The sequence below is a fragment of the Pectobacterium aroidearum genome (genome assembly GCF_015689195.1).
Classification (GTDB): Bacteria; Pseudomonadota; Gammaproteobacteria; order Enterobacterales; family Enterobacteriaceae; genus Pectobacterium; species Pectobacterium aroidearum.
The window spans coordinates 4,658,666-4,678,307 of the sequence record NZ_CP065044.1; the positions used below are offsets into that span (position 1 = coordinate 4,658,666).

The window sequence follows — 19,642 nt, forward strand, 5'->3', positions numbered from 1 at the left end:
CATGGCGCAAATAGTATCACGTCAGCCTTCGTTCTCGTGATAAGCGCGGCACAACACCACCGTATCTTCGATAAGTCGACGCGCCACGGTGCCCGGCGGCGGCAGCTGCGGGAGTTGGTCATAGCGGAACCACCCCGCATCACGCAGCTCTTTCGGGTCGTGCTTGATTTCACCACCCGCATACTCAGCCATAAACGCCATCATCAACGAATGAGGGAAGGGCCAGGGCTGCGAACTCACGTAGCGTAGGTTTTTTATCTGAACCTGGCTCTCTTCCATCACCTCACGTACAACCGTTTGTTCCAGCGTTTCGCCCACTTCCACAAACCCTGCCAGCACGGTGTACATGTTTCCGCGATGTCGGTTGTGCTGCGCCAGCAAGATTTCCTCGCCACGGCGAATCGCGACGATGATGCAGGGCGCGATCTGCGGATAATAACGCTCTTTGCAGTGGTGGCATAAGCACGCCAGTTCCGTTTTACTCCGCACCATTTCATGACCGCAGTAACCGCAAAAACGATGAGAGCGATAGAACTCAGCCAGCTGTACACCGCGTCCCGCCAGTTGGAATAGCCCCACGTCCTGATCGAGCAGTTGGCGAACCGATGCCATATCGGTATCACGCCCCTGACACACCAGCCAGACAGGCTGTTCTTGCCATTCGCCAATTTGGCGAGCCGTTTTCCCCTGCAGCGACCATTTCGTCGCGGTTCCGCACGGTAATTCTCCCTGGGGCAGCCAGATTTGTACCGCATCGCTAACCACCCACCAGCCGGTTTCATCACCTTTTAGCGTCTGTTCCATATCTTTTTATTGCTCCACTGCCACTTCACTGGCATTTTACATTCAGAGTGATTACATAAGTTTTATAACTGGGATTTCGGTTATTTCTTACCGTTCACGGAGTCAACAATGCTAAACCAGCTACAAAGTCTGACTGAATACGTTGGTGGCAATAATGCGTTAATCGACCAATGGCTACAAGCGCGTAAGCAGCTTCTGGTGGCTTACTATCATTTGGTTGGCATCAAGCCGAACAAGGAAGCGCTGTCTCTTCTGGATGAAGAAGCATTGGATAATTTTTGCCAGAATCTGGTGGATTACCTTTCTACTGGCCACTTTCATTTATACGAAAAGATGCTGCATGAAGCAGCGACCCACAGCGAACAGCTCTTAGCCCTTTCCACCCAGCTCGACCTCGCCCTGCAAAGTAACACGCAGCAAATCATGGCGTTTTACGATAACCATCTGGCGACGGCCATCGACCATGATAACTGCCTCGAATTTCAGCAGGCGCTTTCCAGCGTCGGTGAAGCTCTGGAAGAGCGTTTTACGCTAGAAGACAACATGATCCGTCTGGTTTACGACAACTAGCGGTCATTTAGCGTTATTTAAGAACATCGCTATACGCTGTACAGGCAAAACCGGCATGCTTTGACATCCGTGTTTTGTCGTCATACAGTGTAGGGGTTTTATTGGCTCGTTTAAGAAACGGGCAAATCTTGTCGGAGTGCCTAGCGTGCTCGTGTTTTGTTTGACGAAATCAATCGTTTTACGAAACCTATGAGCGCACAGGCTGAGACCGTTAATTCGGGATCCGCGGAACCTGATCGGGTTAATACCTGCGAAGGGAACAAGAGTAATGCACCTCATTGAGATTGAGCCCAAGGCTGCGTATTTGCACATATCTTCTGCGCTGAGACTCGATATCATTATTACTCCCTCCGGCTCCAGACAAGCAATCTTCCCTTTACGTCTTACAGGAACTTGCTATGTCTACAGAACCCTTGTCTATAAACACAGTGTCGTCAAAATCGGGTCGCCGCGAGCAGCGTGCCGCCGCCCAGCAGTTTATTGAAACCTTACAGGGAACGGCCTTTCCCAATTCCAAACGCATTTATCTTACGGGCTCGCGCGACGACATCGCTGTACCGATGCGGGAAATTCAGCTCAGCCCGACGCTACTCGGCGGCAGCAAAGACAACCCCCAGTACGAGCCCAATGAACCAATCCCGGTTTACGATACATCAGGGCCTTATGGCGACCCCGCAGCCCAACCCGATGTCCGCATTGGCTTAGCGAAGCTGCGCGCCAGCTGGATTGCAGAACGCAACGACACCGAAGCGCTCTCTGGCGTCAGCTCCGATTTCACCCAGCAGCGTCTGGCAGATGCGGGGCTTGATCATCTGCGCTTTGAACACTTGCCACGGCCGCTGCGTGCCAAAGCAGGCAAACGCGTCACCCAGCTCCACTATGCGCGACAGGGAATCATTACCCCCGAAATGGAATTTATCGCCATTCGCGAAAATATGGGACGCGAGCGTATTCGCACCGACGTGCTGCGTCAGCAGCATCCCGGGCAAAGTTTTGGCGCCCTCCTGCCGGAGAACATCACGCCGGAATTTGTCCGTCAGGAAGTGGCCGCCGGGCGCGCCATCATCCCTTCCAACATCAACCACCCAGAATCAGAGCCGATGATTATCGGACGCAATTTTCTGGTGAAGGTTAATGCCAATATCGGTAACTCCGCCGTGACATCCTCCATCGAAGAAGAGGTGGAAAAGCTGGTCTGGTCTACCCGTTGGGGCGCGGATACGGTGATGGATCTCTCAACCGGCCGCTATATTCATGAAACCCGCGAGTGGATTCTGCGTAACAGTCCCGTGCCAATCGGAACCGTACCGATCTATCAGGCGCTTGAAAAAGTTAACGGCGTGGCGGAAAACCTGAACTGGGAAATGTTCCGCGACACGCTGCTGGAGCAAGCGGAACAGGGCGTGGACTATTTCACTATCCACGCCGGCGTGCTGCTGCGCTACGTGCCGATGACGGCCAAACGCCTGACCGGCATCGTTTCGCGCGGTGGCTCAATTATGGCGAAGTGGTGCCTGTCGCATCACAAAGAGAGCTTCCTGTACGAACACTTCCGTGAAATCTGTGAAATCTGCGCCGCTTATGACGTCGCGCTGTCACTGGGTGATGGCTTACGCCCCGGTTCTATTCAGGATGCTAACGACGAAGCCCAGTTTGCCGAGCTGCATACGCTGGGTGAGCTGACCAAAATCGCCTGGGAATACGACGTACAGGTGATGATCGAAGGCCCCGGCCACGTTCCAATGCAAATGATCCGCCGCAACATGACCGAAGAACTGGAGCACTGCCATGAAGCCCCGTTCTATACGCTCGGCCCGTTAACCACCGATATCGCACCGGGTTACGATCACTTCACCTCCGGTATTGGCGCCGCCATGATCGGCTGGTTCGGCTGCGCGATGCTCTGTTACGTCACGCCGAAGGAGCATCTTGGCTTACCCAATAAAGAAGACGTTAAGCAGGGACTAATTACCTACAAGATCGCCGCCCACGCCGCAGATTTGGCAAAAGGTCATCCCGGTGCGCAGATCCGTGATAACGCCATGTCGAAAGCACGTTTCGAATTCCGCTGGGAAGACCAGTTCAATCTGGCGCTCGATCCCCAAACGGCCCGCGCCTACCACGATGAAACGCTGCCGCAGGAATCCGGTAAAGTCGCCCACTTCTGCTCTATGTGCGGCCCTAAATTCTGCTCGATGAAGATCTCACAGGAAGTACGCGACTACGCCGCAAAACAGGAAGCGGAAGCCAAACCGATTGAAGTGGGCATGGCACAGATGTCGCAGGAATTCCGCTCTCGCGGCAGCGAGCTGTATCACAGCGCCACCAGCCTGCAAGCCGAGGAAAACCAATGACGGACTCAACGCCTTTTGCCCCAACGGTACAGCGGCTGGGGCTCTATCCCGTTGTCGATAGCGTGGAGTGGATCGAACGCCTGCTCGGCGTCGGGGTGAAAACAATCCAGCTAAGAATCAAAGATCGGTCAGATGAACAAGCCGAAGCCGATGTGATCCAGGCGATCGCCTTGGGTCGTCGCTATCAGGCGCAGCTTTTCATCAACGACTATTGGAAATTAGCCGTAAAACATCAGGCGTACGGCGTACATTTGGGTCAGGAAGATTTGGACACCGCCGATCTGACCGCGATTAAACAAGCAGGTCTGCGCTTAGGCATCTCCACGCACGACGATCGTGAACTGGCGCGCGCGGTGGCGATAAACCCGTCCTACATCGCACTGGGACATATTTTCCCCACGCAAACCAAAGACATGCCATCAGCACCGCAGGGGCTCGCTGAACTGACGCGCCACATCACCGATCTGCAAGACCGTTTTCCCACCGTGGCGATTGGCGGTATCAGCATCGATAGAGTCCCTGCGGTGCTGAAAACGGGCGTCGGCAGCATTGCTGTCGTCAGTGCCATTACTCAGGCACCGGACTGGCGTCAGGCGACGGCAACGTTGCTCAGGATGATTGAAGGGCGGGAGGCATAACATGGTAACGCATCACCACTCTACGCCAACCGGACTGAGCGATAGCGAGTTCATGCGCTACAGCCGTCAACTCATGCTGGAAGATATTGGCCCGGAAGGTCAGGAGAAGCTCAAAGCCGCCAGCGTTCTGCTGGTCGGACTGGGTGGGCTGGGCGCGCCCGCGTCGCTCTATCTGGCTGCCGCAGGGATCGGCACGCTGCTGCTTGCCGACGATGACGCACTGCATATCAGCAACCTGCAACGCCAGATTCTGTATCGCACCAGCGACACCGACAAACCCAAAGCCGTGCTGGCCCAGCGTCAGCTACAGGCGTTAAATCCGCACTCGGAAGCCATCGCACTCACTGAAAGGCTTAGCAGTGAAACATTAGATAACGCCGTCAGCCGCGTCGATCTGGTGTTGGATTGCAGCGACAACATGACCACTCGCCATGCGGTTAACGCCGCATGCTTTCGCGCAGGCAAACCACTCATCAGCGGGAGCGCCGTAGGTTTCAGCGGTCAGCTCGCGGTCTTCACGCCGCCTTATCACTCTGGCTGCTACGCCTGCCTCTATCCCGATACGACCGAACCACAACGCAACTGCCGTACCGCAGGCGTGCTGGGTCCGGTGGTCGGCGTAATTGGCACACTTCAGGCACTGGAAGCGATCAAGCTGCTGGCAGGTATGCCGTCTGCTCTGGATGGCAAGCTGAGAATGTTCAATGGCAAACAGCAGAGCTGGAACACGCTCCAGCTCACGCGTGCCCCCCATTGCTCAGTCTGTGGGGGAGCAGCATGAGAATCACGCTGAATGATGAGCCCTTTGAATTCCCAGAGGCCATCACGGTTGATGCGCTGCTAAGCCAGATAAACCGGCTCCAGCCCGGCACGGCGCTGGCTATCAATCAGACCATTATCCCGCACGCCACCTGGTCACAGCATCAGGTTCAGGACGGTGATGATATTTTGCTTTTTCAGGCAATCGCGGGAGGATGACATGCTGCACATTGCCGATACGACATTAACTTCACGACTGCTGACTGGCACCGGAAAATTCGCCACGCCAGAACTGATGCTGGCGGCACTCGAGGCTTCCGGTTCGCAGTTGGTTACCATGGCGATGAAACGCGTTGACCTGAACGGCGGCAATGACGCCATTCTCGCCCCGCTACGCCAGCTCGGCATTAAGCTGCTGCCGAATACGTCAGGAGCCAAAACCGCTGACGAGGCCATTTTTGCAGCGCGTCTGGCACGTGAGGCGTTGGGGACTCGCTGGCTGAAGCTGGAAATTCATCCCGATGTGAAATACCTGCTGCCCGACCCCATCGAAACGCTGAAGGCCGCTGAACAGCTGGTAAAAGAAGGATTCACGGTACTGCCTTACTGCGGGGCCGACCCGGTACTATGCAAACGGCTGGAAGAAGTCGGCTGCGCGGCGGTGATGCCTCTCGGTGCACCGATTGGCTCCAATCAGGGGCTACAAACGCGTGATTTTCTCCGCATCATCATCGAACAGGCACGCGTTCCGGTGATTGTCGATGCAGGCATTGGCGCCCCCAGCCAGGCGGCCGATGCGCTGGAAATGGGGGCAGATGCAGTGCTGGTCAACACGGCCATCGCCGTTGCTCACGATCCCGTCGCGATGGCGCGCGCCTTCCGGCTGGCAGTCGAGGCAGGAGGCCTTGCTCGTCAGGCCGGTCTGGGAAGTAAGCAGTTTTTCGCCAGTGCCACCAGCCCGCTCACCGGTTTTCTGCATCAGCAAACGGAAGGGGCGGTGAGATGAGCGTCGATTTTCAAACCGTCTGGGAACAGCTCGACTGGGATGACCTGACGCTACGCATCAACGGCAAAACCGCACAGGATGTTGAACGGGCGCTCACTGCACCACACCTGACGCGTGACGATTTTATGGCGCTCATTTCACCTGCCGCCAGCGCCTATCTGGAACCGCTTGCCCAGCGAGCGCAGCAGCTCACCCGCCAGCGTTTCGGCAATACGGTGAGTTTCTATGTCCCGCTGTATTTGTCTAATCTGTGCTCTAACGACTGTACCTACTGCGGCTTTTCGATGAGCAACCACATCAAGCGTAAAACGCTGGATGAGGCAGAGATCCTGCGTGAATGCGCCGCTATCAAGGAACTCGGGTTTGAGCACCTGCTGCTCGTCACGGGTGAACACCAGCGTAAAGTGGGGATGGACTATTTCCGGCGCGTTTTTCCACTAATCCGGCCGCTTTTCAGTTCCCTGATGATCGAAGTTCAACCGTTGTCGCAGGACGAGTACGCCGAATTAAAAGCACTGGGGCTGGATGGTGTGATGGTCTATCAGGAAACCTATCATCCGGCGACCTACCAGTTGCATCATCTAAAAGGACAAAAGCAGGATTTCCACTGGCGGCTTGCCACACCGGATCGGCTTGGCCGTGCCGGGATCGACAAGATCGGACTGGGTGCCTTAATCGGCCTGTCCAATAGCTGGCGTACCGACTGCTACATGGTGGCAGAGCACCTGTTGCACTTGCAGCAACGCTACTGGCAGAGCCGATATTCTATCTCGTTCCCTCGCCTGCGCCCCTGTGCGGGCGGCATTGAACCGGCGTCGTTAATGGATGAAGCACAGCTGATGCAGGTGATTTGCGCATTCCGCTTGCTGGCGCCGGATATTGAATTGTCGCTGTCCACGCGTGAATCACCGTTCTTTCGCGATCATGCGATCCCTATCGCGATTAACAACGTCAGCGCCTTCTCCAAAACCCAACCGGGTGGCTACGCCGACGACCATCCTGAACTGGAACAATTTTCTCCCCACGATTCACGGCGTCCTGAAGACGTAGCGCAGGCCATCGTGCGTGCAGGTCTTCAACCAGTATGGAAAGACTGGGACGGCTATTTGGGCAGATAAGGCGGGATACGTTTGATAATGTTCACTTAATCGTCAGTGAGAGGGAAACACGGTGATGAGATTCCTGCAGAGCACCTCGCACCGTGGTAGCCCTCGTATCTCGAAGCGTAAGCGATCGGAATAAGTGATACACAGGATTTGGGATGCGGCTCGCAAGCCAAAGTGAGAATTACACGGAAGACAACATTCTCAGGATAGCGCCGCGCAACATGACATTCGGCCTATCGCCACGATCCGTGACAAAGAATACAGTAGCGTCGTTGGCAGGCCTAAGCATTACGGCGCTTGCTGGCCGGAGCCGTTTGCCACTCATCGGTTCTGCACATCAACCCGCCGATACGGGGCTTATCCTTACCCGTATCGGCCCTTCCCTAACACTCTCGGAGGCGCTCTAGTCAGGAGGCGTATGCATCATCTTCGCAACCTCATTACCCACGATACGCAGCCCTTCCCTCATCTCTTCCGTGAAACGATTGGCATAGTTGAGTCGAATACAATTGCGGTATTTCCCTGAGGCAGAGAAGAGCGACCCTGCGGCGATCTGTATGCCTGATTTTCTGACCTCACGGGTGAGCTTGAGAGAGTCAAAATATTCGGGCAGTTCAATCCACATCAGGAATCCCCCTTGCGGACGACTGACACAAATATTGGACGGAAAATACTCGCGCACCCAGCAGGTAAACGTACTCAGATTGGCTTTGTACTGGGCGCGCATGCGACGCAGATGAGGCTGATAGTGCCCCTGGCGAATGAACTCCGCCACCGCTAGTTGCGGCTGCACCACCGTCGATCCCGTACTGATGTATTTTGTATGGCTCACCCGCTCCAGATAACGCCCCGGAGCGATCCAACCCACGCGCAAACCGGGCGCCAGGTTCTTTGAAAATGAGCTGCACAACAGCACACGCCCATCCTCATCAAACGACTTTATCGCGCGGGGACGCGGATATTCATAGGCCAGCTCACCGTAGGCATCATCTTCAATAATGGCGATATCGAAATGCTGCGCCAGCGTCACCAGCGATTTCTTACGGGCGTCTGGCATGATGAAACCAAGCGGGTTATTGCAGCTCGGCACCAGCAGGACGGCCTTGATCGGCCATTGATCCAGCGCCAGCCTCAATGCTTCGAGACTGATCCCCGTTACTGAATCGGTTGGGATCTCGATCGCTTTGATATCCAGCCCGCGAAGGATCTGCATCGTGCCCGGAAAAGCGGGTGATTCAACGGCCACGATGTCACCGGGCTGACAAACGGCGCGGACAGCGACAAATAGAGCTTCCTGACATCCGGTCGTGACCACAATATCATCTTGAGTCAGCTGGCAGCCACAGTCCACGGTAAGACGGGCAATCTGCTCACGCAGCGCAGGCACGCCATATACGCTGTCATATTGTAAGATACGGGGATCCTGATACTGGCAGAGGCGAGCCATTTCTTTCCACAGTGGTTTGATGGTCGGCTGGCTTACATCCGGCATTCCGCTACCAAATTTCAGCACGTTCGTTTCCAGACGCACGTTCACCAACTCCAGTACCGATTCCCACTGCGTAATCTCAACCGGACGTTGGGCAGGACGCGTTAGCGCGGGTACAGGCGGCGTGGCCTTACGCGGCGTGACAAAATATCCCGAACGCGGCTGCGGCATAATCAACTGCCGGGTTTCCAGCAGATGGTAGGCCTGCTGTACGGTACTGATGCTTACACCATGTTCTGTACTCAGCGCCCGTACAGAAGGCAGGCGCTCTCCACTTTGGTATAACCCTTGTTCGATCCGCTGTTCTAACAACCCAGCAAGGTGCTGATAACGCGTCATCAGTATCGTCCTCTATCAAGATTCCCAGCAGCAACCAGTACAGATTTAAATAAAAATAACCATTCAGATGCAATATCACACAATCTGTATGCTAAAAAAATGAATTTTTTGCGTCTGTATTGAAAATACCTTTCGCCCCATCATAGCGATCATTCACTGGCGAGGGGGAAAATATGGAATTTCATGAGAATCGATCACAAAAACCGTTCCGCGAGTCACCGTTCTGGCTAATGCTTATTTTGCCGTACCGCTTGTGGAAAGCCTGGCGGGCAAGAGCACAAACGCTGAAGATATTACGGAATATGAGCGATGACGGGCTTAAAGATATCGGGCTGAAGCGAAGCGATCTCGATCGATTCAGATAACAACGCCCCAGAAAACAATAGATAAAACACAGTAGAATATGCCGATACAGACGCTGCATCTGTATCGGCATTTTGGATTACAGCGATGAAGAAGTTAGTGAGGTAAGGCATCCGCCGATTTTGCTTTCATTTGCATCCCGACAATCGCCGACAGCAAACAGCCAATGGCGAGGTAAGCCGCCACGGCGTGCCATGAACCATCCATAAACTGCACCAGCAGAACAGCGATAAAAGGCGTAAATCCGCCGCCGACCACGCTGGCAACCTGATAACCCACTCCCGCTCCACTATAGCGATAAGCGGTACCAAATAGCTCGGTAAACATCGGCTGCTGTACGCTAACAATCATATCGTGGGCAATGTTCGCCAGCATGATGGCAAAGAACAGAATCAGCAGCGTGTTATGGCTTTCCAGCGCCATAAAGAACGGCACTGCACTCGCGGCACCAATCAGCGCACCAGTAACGTAGATCCGACGTCGGCCAAAGCTATCCGCCAGATAGGCAAAGAAAGGAATAGACACGCAGCTGATCGCCCCCACCAGCAGCCCGATATTCAGGAAAATATCCCGCGATAGCCCAAGATGAGTGGTGGAGTAATTGAGCGCAAACGCGGTGACGATATACATCGTCAACAGTTCTCCAAGCCGTAGCGCAATAATCAGCAGAAAGGCTTTCGGATGCTGGCGCAGCGCTTCCATAATAGGGAAAGAACGCAATTTGTTAGCTCTTTCTCCCAGAGTCTTATTCGCCTCAAACTCTTGAGACTCATCCATTCCGTTACGCACCCACCAGGCAATCGCAACCAGAATCAGGCTGAATAAGAACGGCAAACGCCAGCCCCAGGTGATAAATTCTTCGTTGGTCGTCAAATTGCTAACCAGCGAGACCGACCCTGTAGCCAGTAATAACCCGACCCCAAAGCCAACCTGTACGCCGCTGCTGTAAAAGGCTTTCTTCTTCTTTGGCGCGCTCTCTACCGCCAACAGCGCCGCACCGCCCCATTCGCCACCGACAGCAAAGCCCTGAATGGCTCGCAGCATAACCAGCAGCACCGGCGCCCACCAACCGATGGAGTCAAACGACGGCAACAGGCCAATCAGCGCGGTGGAAATGCCCATCATCCAGACCGTGATCATCAACATCCGTTTACGACCCAGCTTATCGCCGAAATGCCCAAACACCATACCGCCAAGCGGACGGAACAGAAAACCCACGCCAAACGTACCAAATGCTGCCAGCGTCCCCATTGTCGGGCTGACCTGAGGGAAAAATTCGGTATTAAATACAAGAGCGGCAACAATTCCGTACAGCAAGAAATCATACCAATCCACCACGGCCCCCACAAAGCTGCCCCAGGCGGCACGTTTCGCTTTATTCTGAGAATGGCTTACTGACTGTGTTTGTAGGGTTTTGTCAGATGAAATTGAATCATCCTGATGAGGTACTGAGCCGCCAGGCTGTGAGAGTGTTGGCGTAGTTGAGGTGTCCATGTCGGTTCCGTTCTATTTACTTTACACTACTGTACAACAAAAAATTTCAGGAAGAAATTTTTAACGTCGCTTGCGACGGCTTGACCACGAACATCTATAGGGCTGGCACCATAAAAAAACCCCGACCATAATAGCCGGGGTTTTCGTTATTTACCGCATGGTCGTACAGCGTTAAGAGACTTATTCGTCGTCGCTGCTACCAAAGCCTGCGTTCAGCAGTTCTGCCAGGTTAGCAGAAGCTTCATCGGCACTCACCTGAGGTACGATTGGCGCTTCACCCGCCTGACGGCGGCGCATACGATCCTGATGGTACGCATAACCCGTACCCGCTGGGATCAGACGACCCACGATAACGTTCTCTTTCAGGCCACGCAGTTCATCACGTTTACCCGCAACAGCGGCTTCGGTCAGTACGCGAGTGGTTTCCTGGAACGATGCCGCAGAAATGAAGGACTCGGTCGCCAGAGATGCTTTGGTAATACCCAGCAGATCGCGGCTGAACGTTGCCGTAATCTTGCCATCCGCTTCCAACTGACGGTTGGCAATCTTGATGCGAGAGACTTCTGCCTGTTCGCCTTCCAGGAACTCGGTGCTACCTGCGTTAACGATGGTGCCTTTACGCAACATCTGACGAACGATAACTTCGATGTGTTTATCGTTAATCTTAACGCCTTGCAGACGGTAAACTTCCTGAACTTCGTTGGTGATATAACGCGTTACTGCATGTACGCCACGCAGACGCAGGATATCGTGCGGAGACTCTGGGCCGTCGGAAACAACGTCACCACGTTCAACCACTTCACCTTCGAACACGTTGAGCTGACGCCATTTCGGAATCATCTCTTCGTAAGCATCGCTGCCATCCAACGGAGAAATCACCAGACGGCGTTTACCTTTGGTTTCTTTACCGAAGGAAATAATACCGCTGATCTCTGCCAGAATAGCCGGCTCTTTCGGACGACGGGCTTCGAACAGGTCGGCTACGCGTGGCAGACCACCGGTAATATCCTTGGTACCGCCGGATTCCTGAGGAATACGCGCCAGAGTATCACCGCTGCTGATTTTCACGCCGTCTTCCAACTGCACGATCGCTTTGCCCGGCAGGAAGTACTGAGCAGGCATATCCGTACCTGGAATCAGTACGTCTTCACCTTTGTCATCAACGATTTTCAGTGCCGGACGCAGGTCTTTACCGCTACCGGTACGCTCTGCACTATCCAGAACCACGATAGAGGACAAACCGGTCAGTTCGTCGGTCTGACGAGTAATCGTCTGACCGTCGATCATATCGGTGAAGCGAATGTTACCGCTCACTTCGGTGATAACTGGCATGGTATGTGGATCCCAGTTAGCTACGGTTTCGCCACCGCTAACTTCTGCACCATCACCTTTCGCCATTGCCGCACCGTAAGGCACTTTATAGCTTTCTTTAGTACGTCCGAATTCGTCGATCAGTTTCAGTTCGGTATTACGTGAAGTAATAACCAGTTTACCGTTGCTGTTCACGACGAACTTCGCGTTGCTCAGTTTCAGGCTACCTTTGTTTTTCACCTGAATGCTGGACTCAGCTGCCGCACGCGATGCCGCACCACCGATGTGGAACGTACGCATGGTTAACTGTGTACCCGGTTCACCGATGGACTGTGCCGCGATAACCCCGATGGCCTCACCTTTGTTGATGATATGACCACGAGCCAGATCGCGACCGTAGCAATTGGCGCACACGCCAAAGTCGGTTTCGCAGCTTACAACGGAACGTACTTTAACGGCGTCAACGGAGTTCTCTTCCAACATGTCACACCACTGCTCGTTCAGCAGCGTGTTACGTGGAACCAGAATATCCGCCGTGCCCGGTTTGATCACGTCTTCAGCCGTTACACGACCCAGTACGCGCTCACGCAGTGGCTCTTTAACATCACCACCCTCGATAACCGGCGTCATCATGATACCTTCATGGGTACCACAATCGTCTTCGGTCACAACCAGATCCTGCGCAACGTCAACCAGACGACGAGTCAGATAACCGGAGTTCGCCGTTTTCAGTGCGGTATCCGCCAGACCTTTACGCGCACCGTGCGTCGAGATGAAGTACTGGAGTACGTTCAGACCTTCACGGAAGTTTGCGGTAATTGGCGTCTCGATGATGGAACCATCTGGTTTCGCCATCAGACCACGCATACCCGCCAACTGACGAATCTGTGCCGCAGAACCACGCGCACCGGAGTCGGCCATCATAAAGATGCTGTTGAAAGATACCTGCTGCTCAACCACGCCATCACGGTTAACCACATCCTCAACGGACAGGTTTTCCATCATCGCTTTCGCAACACGTTCGTTCGCAGCAGCCCAGATATCGATCACTTTGTTATAGCGTTCGCCCGCAGTAACCAGACCGGACTGGAACTGCTCCTGAATCTCGGCAACTTCGGTTTCGGCTTCTTCGATAATCTCGGCTTTTTTCTCCGGGATAACCATGTCATCGATACCTACGGAAGCACCAGAGCGCGCCGCGTAAGCAAAACCGGTGTACATAGTCTGGTCAGCGAAGATAACTGTCGGCTTCAGACCCAAAATGCGGTAACAGGTGTTCAGCATTTTGGAGATCGCTTTCTTGCCCAAAGGCTGGTTAACGATCGAGTACGGCAGACCTTTCGGTACGATCATCCACAGGATGGCACGGCCGATAGTCGTATCAATAATCGACGTCTGATGCGTAACATCGCCTTCGATGCTCTTGATCTCTTCCGTGATACGCACTTTAACGCGCGCATGCAGAGAGGCCAGGCCGGCACGATAAACGCGTTCAGCTTCTTTCGGACCCGTGAGCACCATGCCTTCGCCTTTGGCGTTAACACAGTCACGCGTCATGTAATACAGACCCAATACCACGTCCTGAGAAGGAACGATGATTGGCTCACCATTCGCAGGGGACAGGATGTTGTTGGTCGACATCATCAACGCACGCGCTTCCAACTGGGCTTCCAGCGTCAACGGTACGTGTACAGCCATCTGGTCACCATCGAAGTCGGCGTTATATGCCGCACAAACCAGCGGGTGCAGCTGGATTGCCTTACCTTCAATCAGTACCGGTTCAAATGCCTGAATACCCAAACGGTGCAGTGTTGGTGCACGGTTCAGCAGGACCGGGTGTTCGCGGATGACTTCGTCCAGGATATCCCATACGACGGCTTCTTCACGCTCAACCATTTTCTTGGCGGCTTTAATGGTGGTAGCAAGACCACGCAGTTCCAGCTTGCCGTAGATGAACGGTTTGAACAGCTCCAGTGCCATTTTCTTCGGCAGACCACACTGGTGCAGACGCAGGTATGGGCCAACGGTGATTACAGAACGACCGGAGTAGTCAACACGCTTACCAAGCAGGTTCTGACGGAAACGACCCTGCTTACCTTTGATCATATCGGCCAAAGATTTCAGAGGACGTTTGTTAGAACCGGTGATCGCACGACCGCGACGGCCGTTATCCAACAGTGCATCAACCGCTTCCTGCAACATACGTTTTTCGTTACGTACGATGATGTCTGGCGCAGCCAGATCCAGCAGACGTTTCAGACGGTTGTTACGGTTGATCACGCGACGATACAGATCGTTCAGGTCGGAAGTCGCGAAACGACCGCCATCCAGCGGAACCAACGGACGCAGATCTGGCGGCAGTACCGGCAGAACGGTCAGAATCATCCACTCTGGTTTGTTACCAGACTGTACGAATGCTTCCAGCAGCTTAATACGCTTCGTCAGCTTCTTACGTTTGGTTTCGGAGTTGGTTTCGGTCAGCTCTTCACGCAGCTGCTCGCATTCCTGCTCCAGATCCATGTTCTTCAGCAGAGCCTGGATCGCTTCGGCGCCCATTTTCGCGTCGAATTCATCACCAAACTCTTCCAGCGCATCCAGATACTGCTCTTCAGTCAGGATCTGACGGCGCTCAAGGTTGGTCATGCCGCCTTCAACCACGACATAAGATTCAAAATAAAGCACACGCTCAATATCACGCAGCGGCATATCCAGCAGCAAACCGATACGGGAAGGCAGTGACTTCAGGAACCAGATGTGCGCAGTCGGAGAAGCCAGTTCGATGTGGCCCATACGCTCACGGCGCACTTTAGTCTGGGTCACTTCAACGCCGCACTTCTCACAAATAACACCGCGGTGTTTCAGGCGCTTATACTTACCGCACAAGCACTCATAATCTTTTACCGGCCCAAAGATACGGGCGCAGAAAAGGCCGTCACGTTCAGGTTTGAACGTACGGTAGTTGATGGTTTCTGGCTTTTTAACTTCACCAAAAGACCACGAACGGATCATGTCTGGCGAGGCCAGAGCAATTTTGATCGCATCAAACTCTTCGGTTTTAGTTTGCGCTTTCAGAAACTTTAATAAGTCTTTCACGGATTGGCTCCTGTCGGAGTTAGACCTGATAGACACCTGAACCATGCCGTTAAAAACACAATTCAGGTGTCCCTATGACGAATGCCAGCAATACAACGAGCTGGGATTACTCTTCTTCCAGCTCGATGTTGATACCCAGCGAGCGGATTTCTTTCAACAATACGTTGAAGGATTCCGGCATGCCTGGTTCCATCTGATGATTGCCATCCACGATGTTCTTATACATCTTGGTACGGCCGTTCACGTCATCAGACTTAACGGTCAACATTTCTTGCAGGGTATAAGCTGCACCATAAGCTTCCAGCGCCCACACTTCCATCTCACCGAAGCGTTGACCACCGAATTGAGCCTTACCACCCAGCGGCTGCTGAGTAACCAGGCTGTAAGAACCGGTGGAACGAGCATGCATCTTATCGTCAACCAAGTGGTTCAGTTTCAGCATGTACATGTAGCCCACTGTAACCTGACGCTCAAATTTCTCACCGGTACGTCCATCGTACAGGGTAATCTGACCGGAGGTAGGGATACCGCCCATCTGCAACAGTTCCTTGATTTCTTTCTCTTTTGCACCGTCGAATACCGGCGTTGCAATTGGCATACCTTTCTTCAGGTTTTCAGCCAGACGCATAACTTCTTCGTCTGAGAAAGTGCTCAGGTCGACTTTCTGACGCACATCGTCGCCCAGATCGTAGGCTCTCTGGATGAACTCACGCAGTTTAGTCACTTCTTCGTGCTGCTTGAGCATGGCGTTGATTTTCTCGCCGATACCTTTCGCAGCCATACCCAGATGGGTTTCCAGAATCTGACCAATGTTCATACGTGAAGGTACGCCCAGCGGGTTCAGTACGATATCGACCGGCGTACCGTTCTCATCGTAAGGCATATCTTCGATCGGGTTGATCTTGGAGATAACACCTTTGTTCCCGTGACGACCTGCCATTTTGTCACCCGGTTGGATCTGACGTTTAACAGCCAGATAAACCTTAACGATTTTCAGCACGCCCGGTGCCAGATCATCGCCCTGAGTGATTTTACGGCGCTTAGCTTCGAGTTTTTTCTCAAACTCATGCTTCAGCTCATCATACTGTTCTGCCAACTGTTCCAACTGATTCTGTTTATCTTCATCAGTCAGACCCAGTTCCAACCAGCGCTCACGCGGCAGTTTGTCCAGTTTGTCGGCTTCTACGCCGCCGGAAACCAGCACAGCGTGGATACGTGCAAACAGGCCCGCTTCCAGAATCTGCAATTCTTCAGTCAGGTCTTTCTTCGCCTGCTTCAGCTGCATTTCTTCGATTTCCAACGCACGCTTGTCTTTTTCCACGCCATCGCGGGTAAAGACCTGTACGTCGATAATCGTACCGGAAACACCGTTTGGTACACGCAGAGAAGAGTCTTTAACGTCAGACGCTTTCTCACCGAAGATCGCACGCAGCAGCTTTTCTTCTGGCGTCAGCTGGGTTTCACCTTTCGGCGTAACTTTACCAACCAGAATGTCTCCACCGGTCACTTCCGCACCGATGTAAACAATGCCGGACTCATCCAGTTTGGAAAGTGCTGCTTCACCCACGTTCGGGATGTCCGCAGTAATTTCTTCAGGCCCTAACTTGGTGTCACGAGACACACAGGCAAGTTCCTGAATATGGATGGTCGTAAAGCGATCTTCCTGAACCACACGCTCGGAAACGAGGATGGAGTCTTCGAAGTTGTAACCATTCCATGGCATGAATGCCACGCGCATGTTCTGGCCCAGCGCCAGTTCACCCAGATCGGTGGACGGGCCATCTGCCAGAACGTCACCACGTTCTACCGGCTCACCCAGAGAAACACACGGCATCTGGCTGATGCAGGTGTTCTGGTTAGAACGGGTATATTTGGTCAGGTTATAGATGTCGATCCCGGCTTCGCCCGGATACATTTCATCGTCATTAACGCGAATTACAATACGGGATGCATCCACGTACTGTACTGTACCACCACGTTTGGCTACGGCAGTTACACCGGAGTCAACCGCAACAGCACGTTCCATACCGGTACCAACCAGCGGCTTATCAGCGCGCAGGGTCGGAACGGCCTGACGTTGCATGTTCGCACCCATCAGGGCACGGTTGGCGTCATCGTGTTCCAGGAACGGAATCAGGGATGCACCGACGGAAACCACCTGCTGTGTGGAAACGTCCATGTATTCAACCTGATCGCGGCTGAACAAGCTGGACTCGCCTTTGTTACGGCAGGTAACCAGTTCGTCGATGAAGCGGCCTTCTTCGTCCAAATTGGTGTTCGCCTGTGCGATAACGAAGTTACCTTCTTCAATCGCAGACAGATAATGGATCTCATCCGTCACCACGTTGTCACGCACACGACGATATGGGGTTTCAAGGAAACCATACTCGTTCGTTTGCGCATAAACGGACAGGGAGTTGATCAGACCGATGTTCGGACCTTCCGGCGTTTCGATAGGACAAACACGGCCGTAGTGAGTTGGGTGTACGTCACGGACTTCAAAGCCGGCGCGTTCACGCGTCAGACCACCTGGGCCCAATGCAGAGATACGACGTTTGTGCGTAATCTCGGACAGCGGGTTGTTCTGGTCCATAAACTGTGACAGCTGGCTCGAACCGAAGAACTCTTTCACGGCAGCCGAAATCGGCTTGGCGTTGATCATGTCCTGTGGCATCAGCGTATCGAGATCGCCCAGAGACAGACGCTCTTTTACAGCACGTTCTACACGCACCAGACCAACGCGGAATTGGTTTTCTGCCATTTCGCCGACGGAACGGATACGACGGTTGCCAAGGTGGTCGATATCGTCCACTTCGCCTTTACCGTTACGGATATCAATGAGCTTCTTCATCACTTCGATGATGTCATCTTTGCTCAGGATACCAGAACCTTCGATCTCATCACGTAACAGAGAACGGTTGAACTTCATACGACCAACCGCAGACAGATCGTAGCGGTCTTCAGAGAAGAACAGGTTCTCGAACAGCGTTTCTGCTGCTTCACGCGTTGGCGGCTCACCAGGACGCATCATGCGATAGATTTCAACCAGCGCGCTCAGGCGATCGTTTGATGGATCGACACGCACGGTTTCAGACATGTATGCACCATGATCAAGATCGTTGGTGAACAGAGTCTCAATACGTTTGTGGCCAGACTGGCTCAGTTTAGCCAGCAGATCCAGCGACAGCTCCATGTTAGCTGCGCCGATCAGTTCACCGGTGCTCTCGTCGATATAGTCTTTGGACAGAACTTTGCCAGCGATATATTCAACAGGCACTTCAATGCGTTCAATACCGTCTTTCTCTAACTGACGGATATGGCGTGCAGTGATACGGCGGCCTTTTTCGATATAAACTTTACCGTTCGCTTCGATATCAAACGAGGCGGTTTCACCACGCAAGCGCTCAGGAACCAGATCCATCTGCAATTTATTGCCATTGATTTCATAGACAATTTTATCGAAGAAAAGATCGAGAATCTGCTCGGTGGAGTAACCCAGCGCACGCAGGATAATGGTCGCAGGCAGTTTGCGGCGACGGTCGATACGAACAAACAGGTTATCCTTCGGATCAAACTCGAAATCCAACCAGGAACCACGGTAAGGAATAATACGTGCGTTATACAGCACCTTACCTGAAGAGTGGGTTTTACCTTTGTCGCTATCGAAGAACACACCAGGACTACGGTGCAACTGAGACACGATTACGCGCTCAGTACCGTTGATCACGAAGGTACCGTTGTCGGTCATGAGCGGAATTTCGCCCATGTAAACTTCTTGTTCTTTGATGTCTTTAACGGTGCCTTCAGGCGCTTCGCGCTCGTAGATCACCAGGCGCAGTTTAACGCGCAGCGGCGCAGAGAACGTCACACCACGGATCTGACATTCTTTAACGTCAAATACTGGCTCGCCCAAGCGATAGCTAACGTATTGCAGCTCTGAATTACCGCTATAGCTTTTTATGGGGAAAACAGAACGGAATGCAGCTTCCAAACCGTACTGACCTTCCGGGTCTTGCTCGATAAACTTCTGGAACGAGTCAAGTTGGATAGAAAGGAGATAAGGTATGTCCAAAACCTGTGGACGTTTACCAAAATCCTTACGAATGCGTTTTTTCTCGGTATAGGAGTAAACCATAGGGTTCCTCAGCTAGCTGACAAGTCGAACCACTCTGTCTGCCCTAACAAGGACAGTTCATGCAACACTATTTACGTTGGTCGGAAAATAGACAACTTTCCGTAATACGTCTTTCTATTACTCTTAAACCATTTCGCTGCTCTTGCTTAGGCAAGGAGCCAATGCAGGAAAGCAGTATATT

13 protein-coding genes and 1 riboswitch are annotated in these 19,642 nt (G+C 53.2%); of the genes, 8 read left to right on the forward strand and 5 right to left on the reverse strand.

Annotation, left to right across the window (positions count from 1 at the left end; translation table 11 throughout):
* Nucleotides 1-21 precede the first annotated feature (21 nt).
* Complete coding sequence (nudC, locus tag I2D83_RS20775; protein WP_012772947.1) at nt 22-804, reverse strand: NAD(+) diphosphatase; 783 nt, start codon at nt 802-804, stop codon at nt 22-24.
* A gap of 108 nt (nt 805-912) precedes the next feature.
* On the opposite strand from nudC, the gene rsd reads away from it, so the two are divergent.
* The 7 genes from rsd (at nt 913) to thiH (ending at nt 7,249) form a co-directional block, all read left to right on the forward strand.
* Entirely contained in the window at nt 913-1,374 is a 462-nt protein-coding gene (rsd, locus tag I2D83_RS20780; RefSeq protein WP_181830635.1) for a sigma D regulator, read from the forward strand.
* Nucleotides 1,375-1,496: 122 nt separating this feature from the next.
* Nucleotides 1,497-1,650, forward strand: a riboswitch (TPP riboswitch).
* A 122-nt stretch (nt 1,651-1,772) separates the two neighbouring features.
* Nucleotides 1,773-3,728: a phosphomethylpyrimidine synthase ThiC gene (gene thiC, locus I2D83_RS20785; RefSeq protein ID WP_181848808.1), complete on the forward strand. Its 1,956-nt coding sequence runs from the start codon at nt 1,773-1,775 to the stop codon at nt 3,726-3,728.
* Entirely contained in the window at nt 3,725-4,366 is a 642-nt protein-coding gene (gene thiE, locus I2D83_RS20790) for a thiamine phosphate synthase (protein WP_205947237.1), read from the forward strand. Before thiC ends, thiE begins: the two co-directional genes overlap by 4 nt.
* A gap of 1 nt (nt 4,367) precedes the next feature.
* Complete coding sequence (locus I2D83_RS20795; protein WP_205947238.1) at nt 4,368-5,147, forward strand: HesA/MoeB/ThiF family protein; 780 nt, start codon at nt 4,368-4,370, stop codon at nt 5,145-5,147.
* A complete protein-coding gene (thiS, locus tag I2D83_RS20800; RefSeq protein WP_205947239.1) occupies nt 5,144-5,344 on the forward strand; it encodes a sulfur carrier protein ThiS in 201 nt (66 codons plus the stop codon). The genes I2D83_RS20795 and thiS overlap by 4 nt, the downstream gene beginning before the upstream one ends.
* A gap of 1 nt (nt 5,345) precedes the next feature.
* Complete coding sequence (locus tag I2D83_RS20805; protein WP_205947240.1) at nt 5,346-6,131, forward strand: thiazole synthase; 786 nt, start codon at nt 5,346-5,348, stop codon at nt 6,129-6,131.
* A complete protein-coding gene (gene thiH, locus I2D83_RS20810) occupies nt 6,128-7,249 on the forward strand; it encodes a 2-iminoacetate synthase ThiH (RefSeq protein ID WP_181830630.1) in 1,122 nt (373 codons plus the stop codon). Before I2D83_RS20805 ends, thiH begins: the two co-directional genes overlap by 4 nt.
* Nucleotides 7,250-7,640: 391 nt before the next feature.
* On the opposite strand, the gene I2D83_RS20815 is transcribed toward thiH, so the two are convergent.
* Nucleotides 7,641-9,065, reverse strand: a complete 1,425-nt coding sequence (locus tag I2D83_RS20815) for an aminotransferase-like domain-containing protein (RefSeq protein WP_181848804.1) — start codon at nt 9,063-9,065, stop codon at nt 7,641-7,643.
* 173 nt (nt 9,066-9,238) lie between these two features.
* Here I2D83_RS20815 and I2D83_RS20820 point away from each other — a divergent pair, with 173 nt between their 5' ends.
* A complete protein-coding gene (locus tag I2D83_RS20820; protein ID WP_010285501.1) occupies nt 9,239-9,430 on the forward strand; it encodes a DUF1127 domain-containing protein in 192 nt (63 codons plus the stop codon).
* A gap of 94 nt (nt 9,431-9,524) precedes the next feature.
* Here I2D83_RS20820 and shiA read toward each other — a convergent pair whose 3' ends face one another.
* The 3 genes from shiA to rpoB all read right to left on the reverse strand — a co-directional run bounded on the left by shiA (nt 9,525) and on the right by rpoB (nt 19,461).
* Nucleotides 9,525-10,922, reverse strand: a complete 1,398-nt coding sequence (gene shiA, locus I2D83_RS20825; protein ID WP_220274105.1) for a shikimate transporter — start codon at nt 10,920-10,922, stop codon at nt 9,525-9,527.
* A 180-nt stretch (nt 10,923-11,102) separates the two neighbouring features.
* Nucleotides 11,103-15,326, reverse strand: a complete 4,224-nt coding sequence (gene rpoC / locus I2D83_RS20830; RefSeq protein WP_012772937.1) for a DNA-directed RNA polymerase subunit beta' — start codon at nt 15,324-15,326, stop codon at nt 11,103-11,105.
* Nucleotides 15,327-15,432: 106 nt separating this feature from the next.
* Complete coding sequence (rpoB, locus tag I2D83_RS20835; protein WP_012772936.1) at nt 15,433-19,461, reverse strand: DNA-directed RNA polymerase subunit beta; 4,029 nt, start codon at nt 19,459-19,461, stop codon at nt 15,433-15,435.
* Between the last annotated feature and the right edge of the window lie 181 nt (nt 19,462-19,642).

Bases quoted from the DNA above. Each gene is read 5' to 3' on its own strand.
- nudC (WP_012772947.1), bottom strand. From the start codon at position 804: ATGGAACAGACGCTAAAAGGTGATGAAACCGGCTGGTGGGTGGTTAGC.
- rsd (WP_181830635.1), top strand. From the start codon at position 913: ATGCTAAACCAGCTACAAAGTCTGACTGAATACGTTGGTGGCAATAAT.
- thiC (WP_181848808.1), top strand. From the start codon at position 1,773: ATGTCTACAGAACCCTTGTCTATAAACACAGTGTCGTCAAAATCGGGT.
- thiE (WP_205947237.1), top strand. From the start codon at position 3,725: ATGACGGACTCAACGCCTTTTGCCCCAACGGTACAGCGGCTGGGGCTC.
- I2D83_RS20795 (WP_205947238.1), top strand. From the start codon at position 4,368: ATGGTAACGCATCACCACTCTACGCCAACCGGACTGAGCGATAGCGAG.
- thiS (WP_205947239.1), top strand. From the start codon at position 5,144: ATGAGAATCACGCTGAATGATGAGCCCTTTGAATTCCCAGAGGCCATC.
- I2D83_RS20805 (WP_205947240.1), top strand. From the start codon at position 5,346: ATGCTGCACATTGCCGATACGACATTAACTTCACGACTGCTGACTGGC.
- thiH (WP_181830630.1), top strand. From the start codon at position 6,128: ATGAGCGTCGATTTTCAAACCGTCTGGGAACAGCTCGACTGGGATGAC.
- I2D83_RS20815 (WP_181848804.1), bottom strand. From the start codon at position 9,065: ATGACGCGTTATCAGCACCTTGCTGGGTTGTTAGAACAGCGGATCGAA.
- I2D83_RS20820 (WP_010285501.1), top strand. From the start codon at position 9,239: ATGGAATTTCATGAGAATCGATCACAAAAACCGTTCCGCGAGTCACCG.
- shiA (WP_220274105.1), bottom strand. From the start codon at position 10,922: ATGGACACCTCAACTACGCCAACACTCTCACAGCCTGGCGGCTCAGTA.
- rpoB (WP_012772936.1), bottom strand. From the start codon at position 19,461: ATGGTTTACTCCTATACCGAGAAAAAACGCATTCGTAAGGATTTTGGT.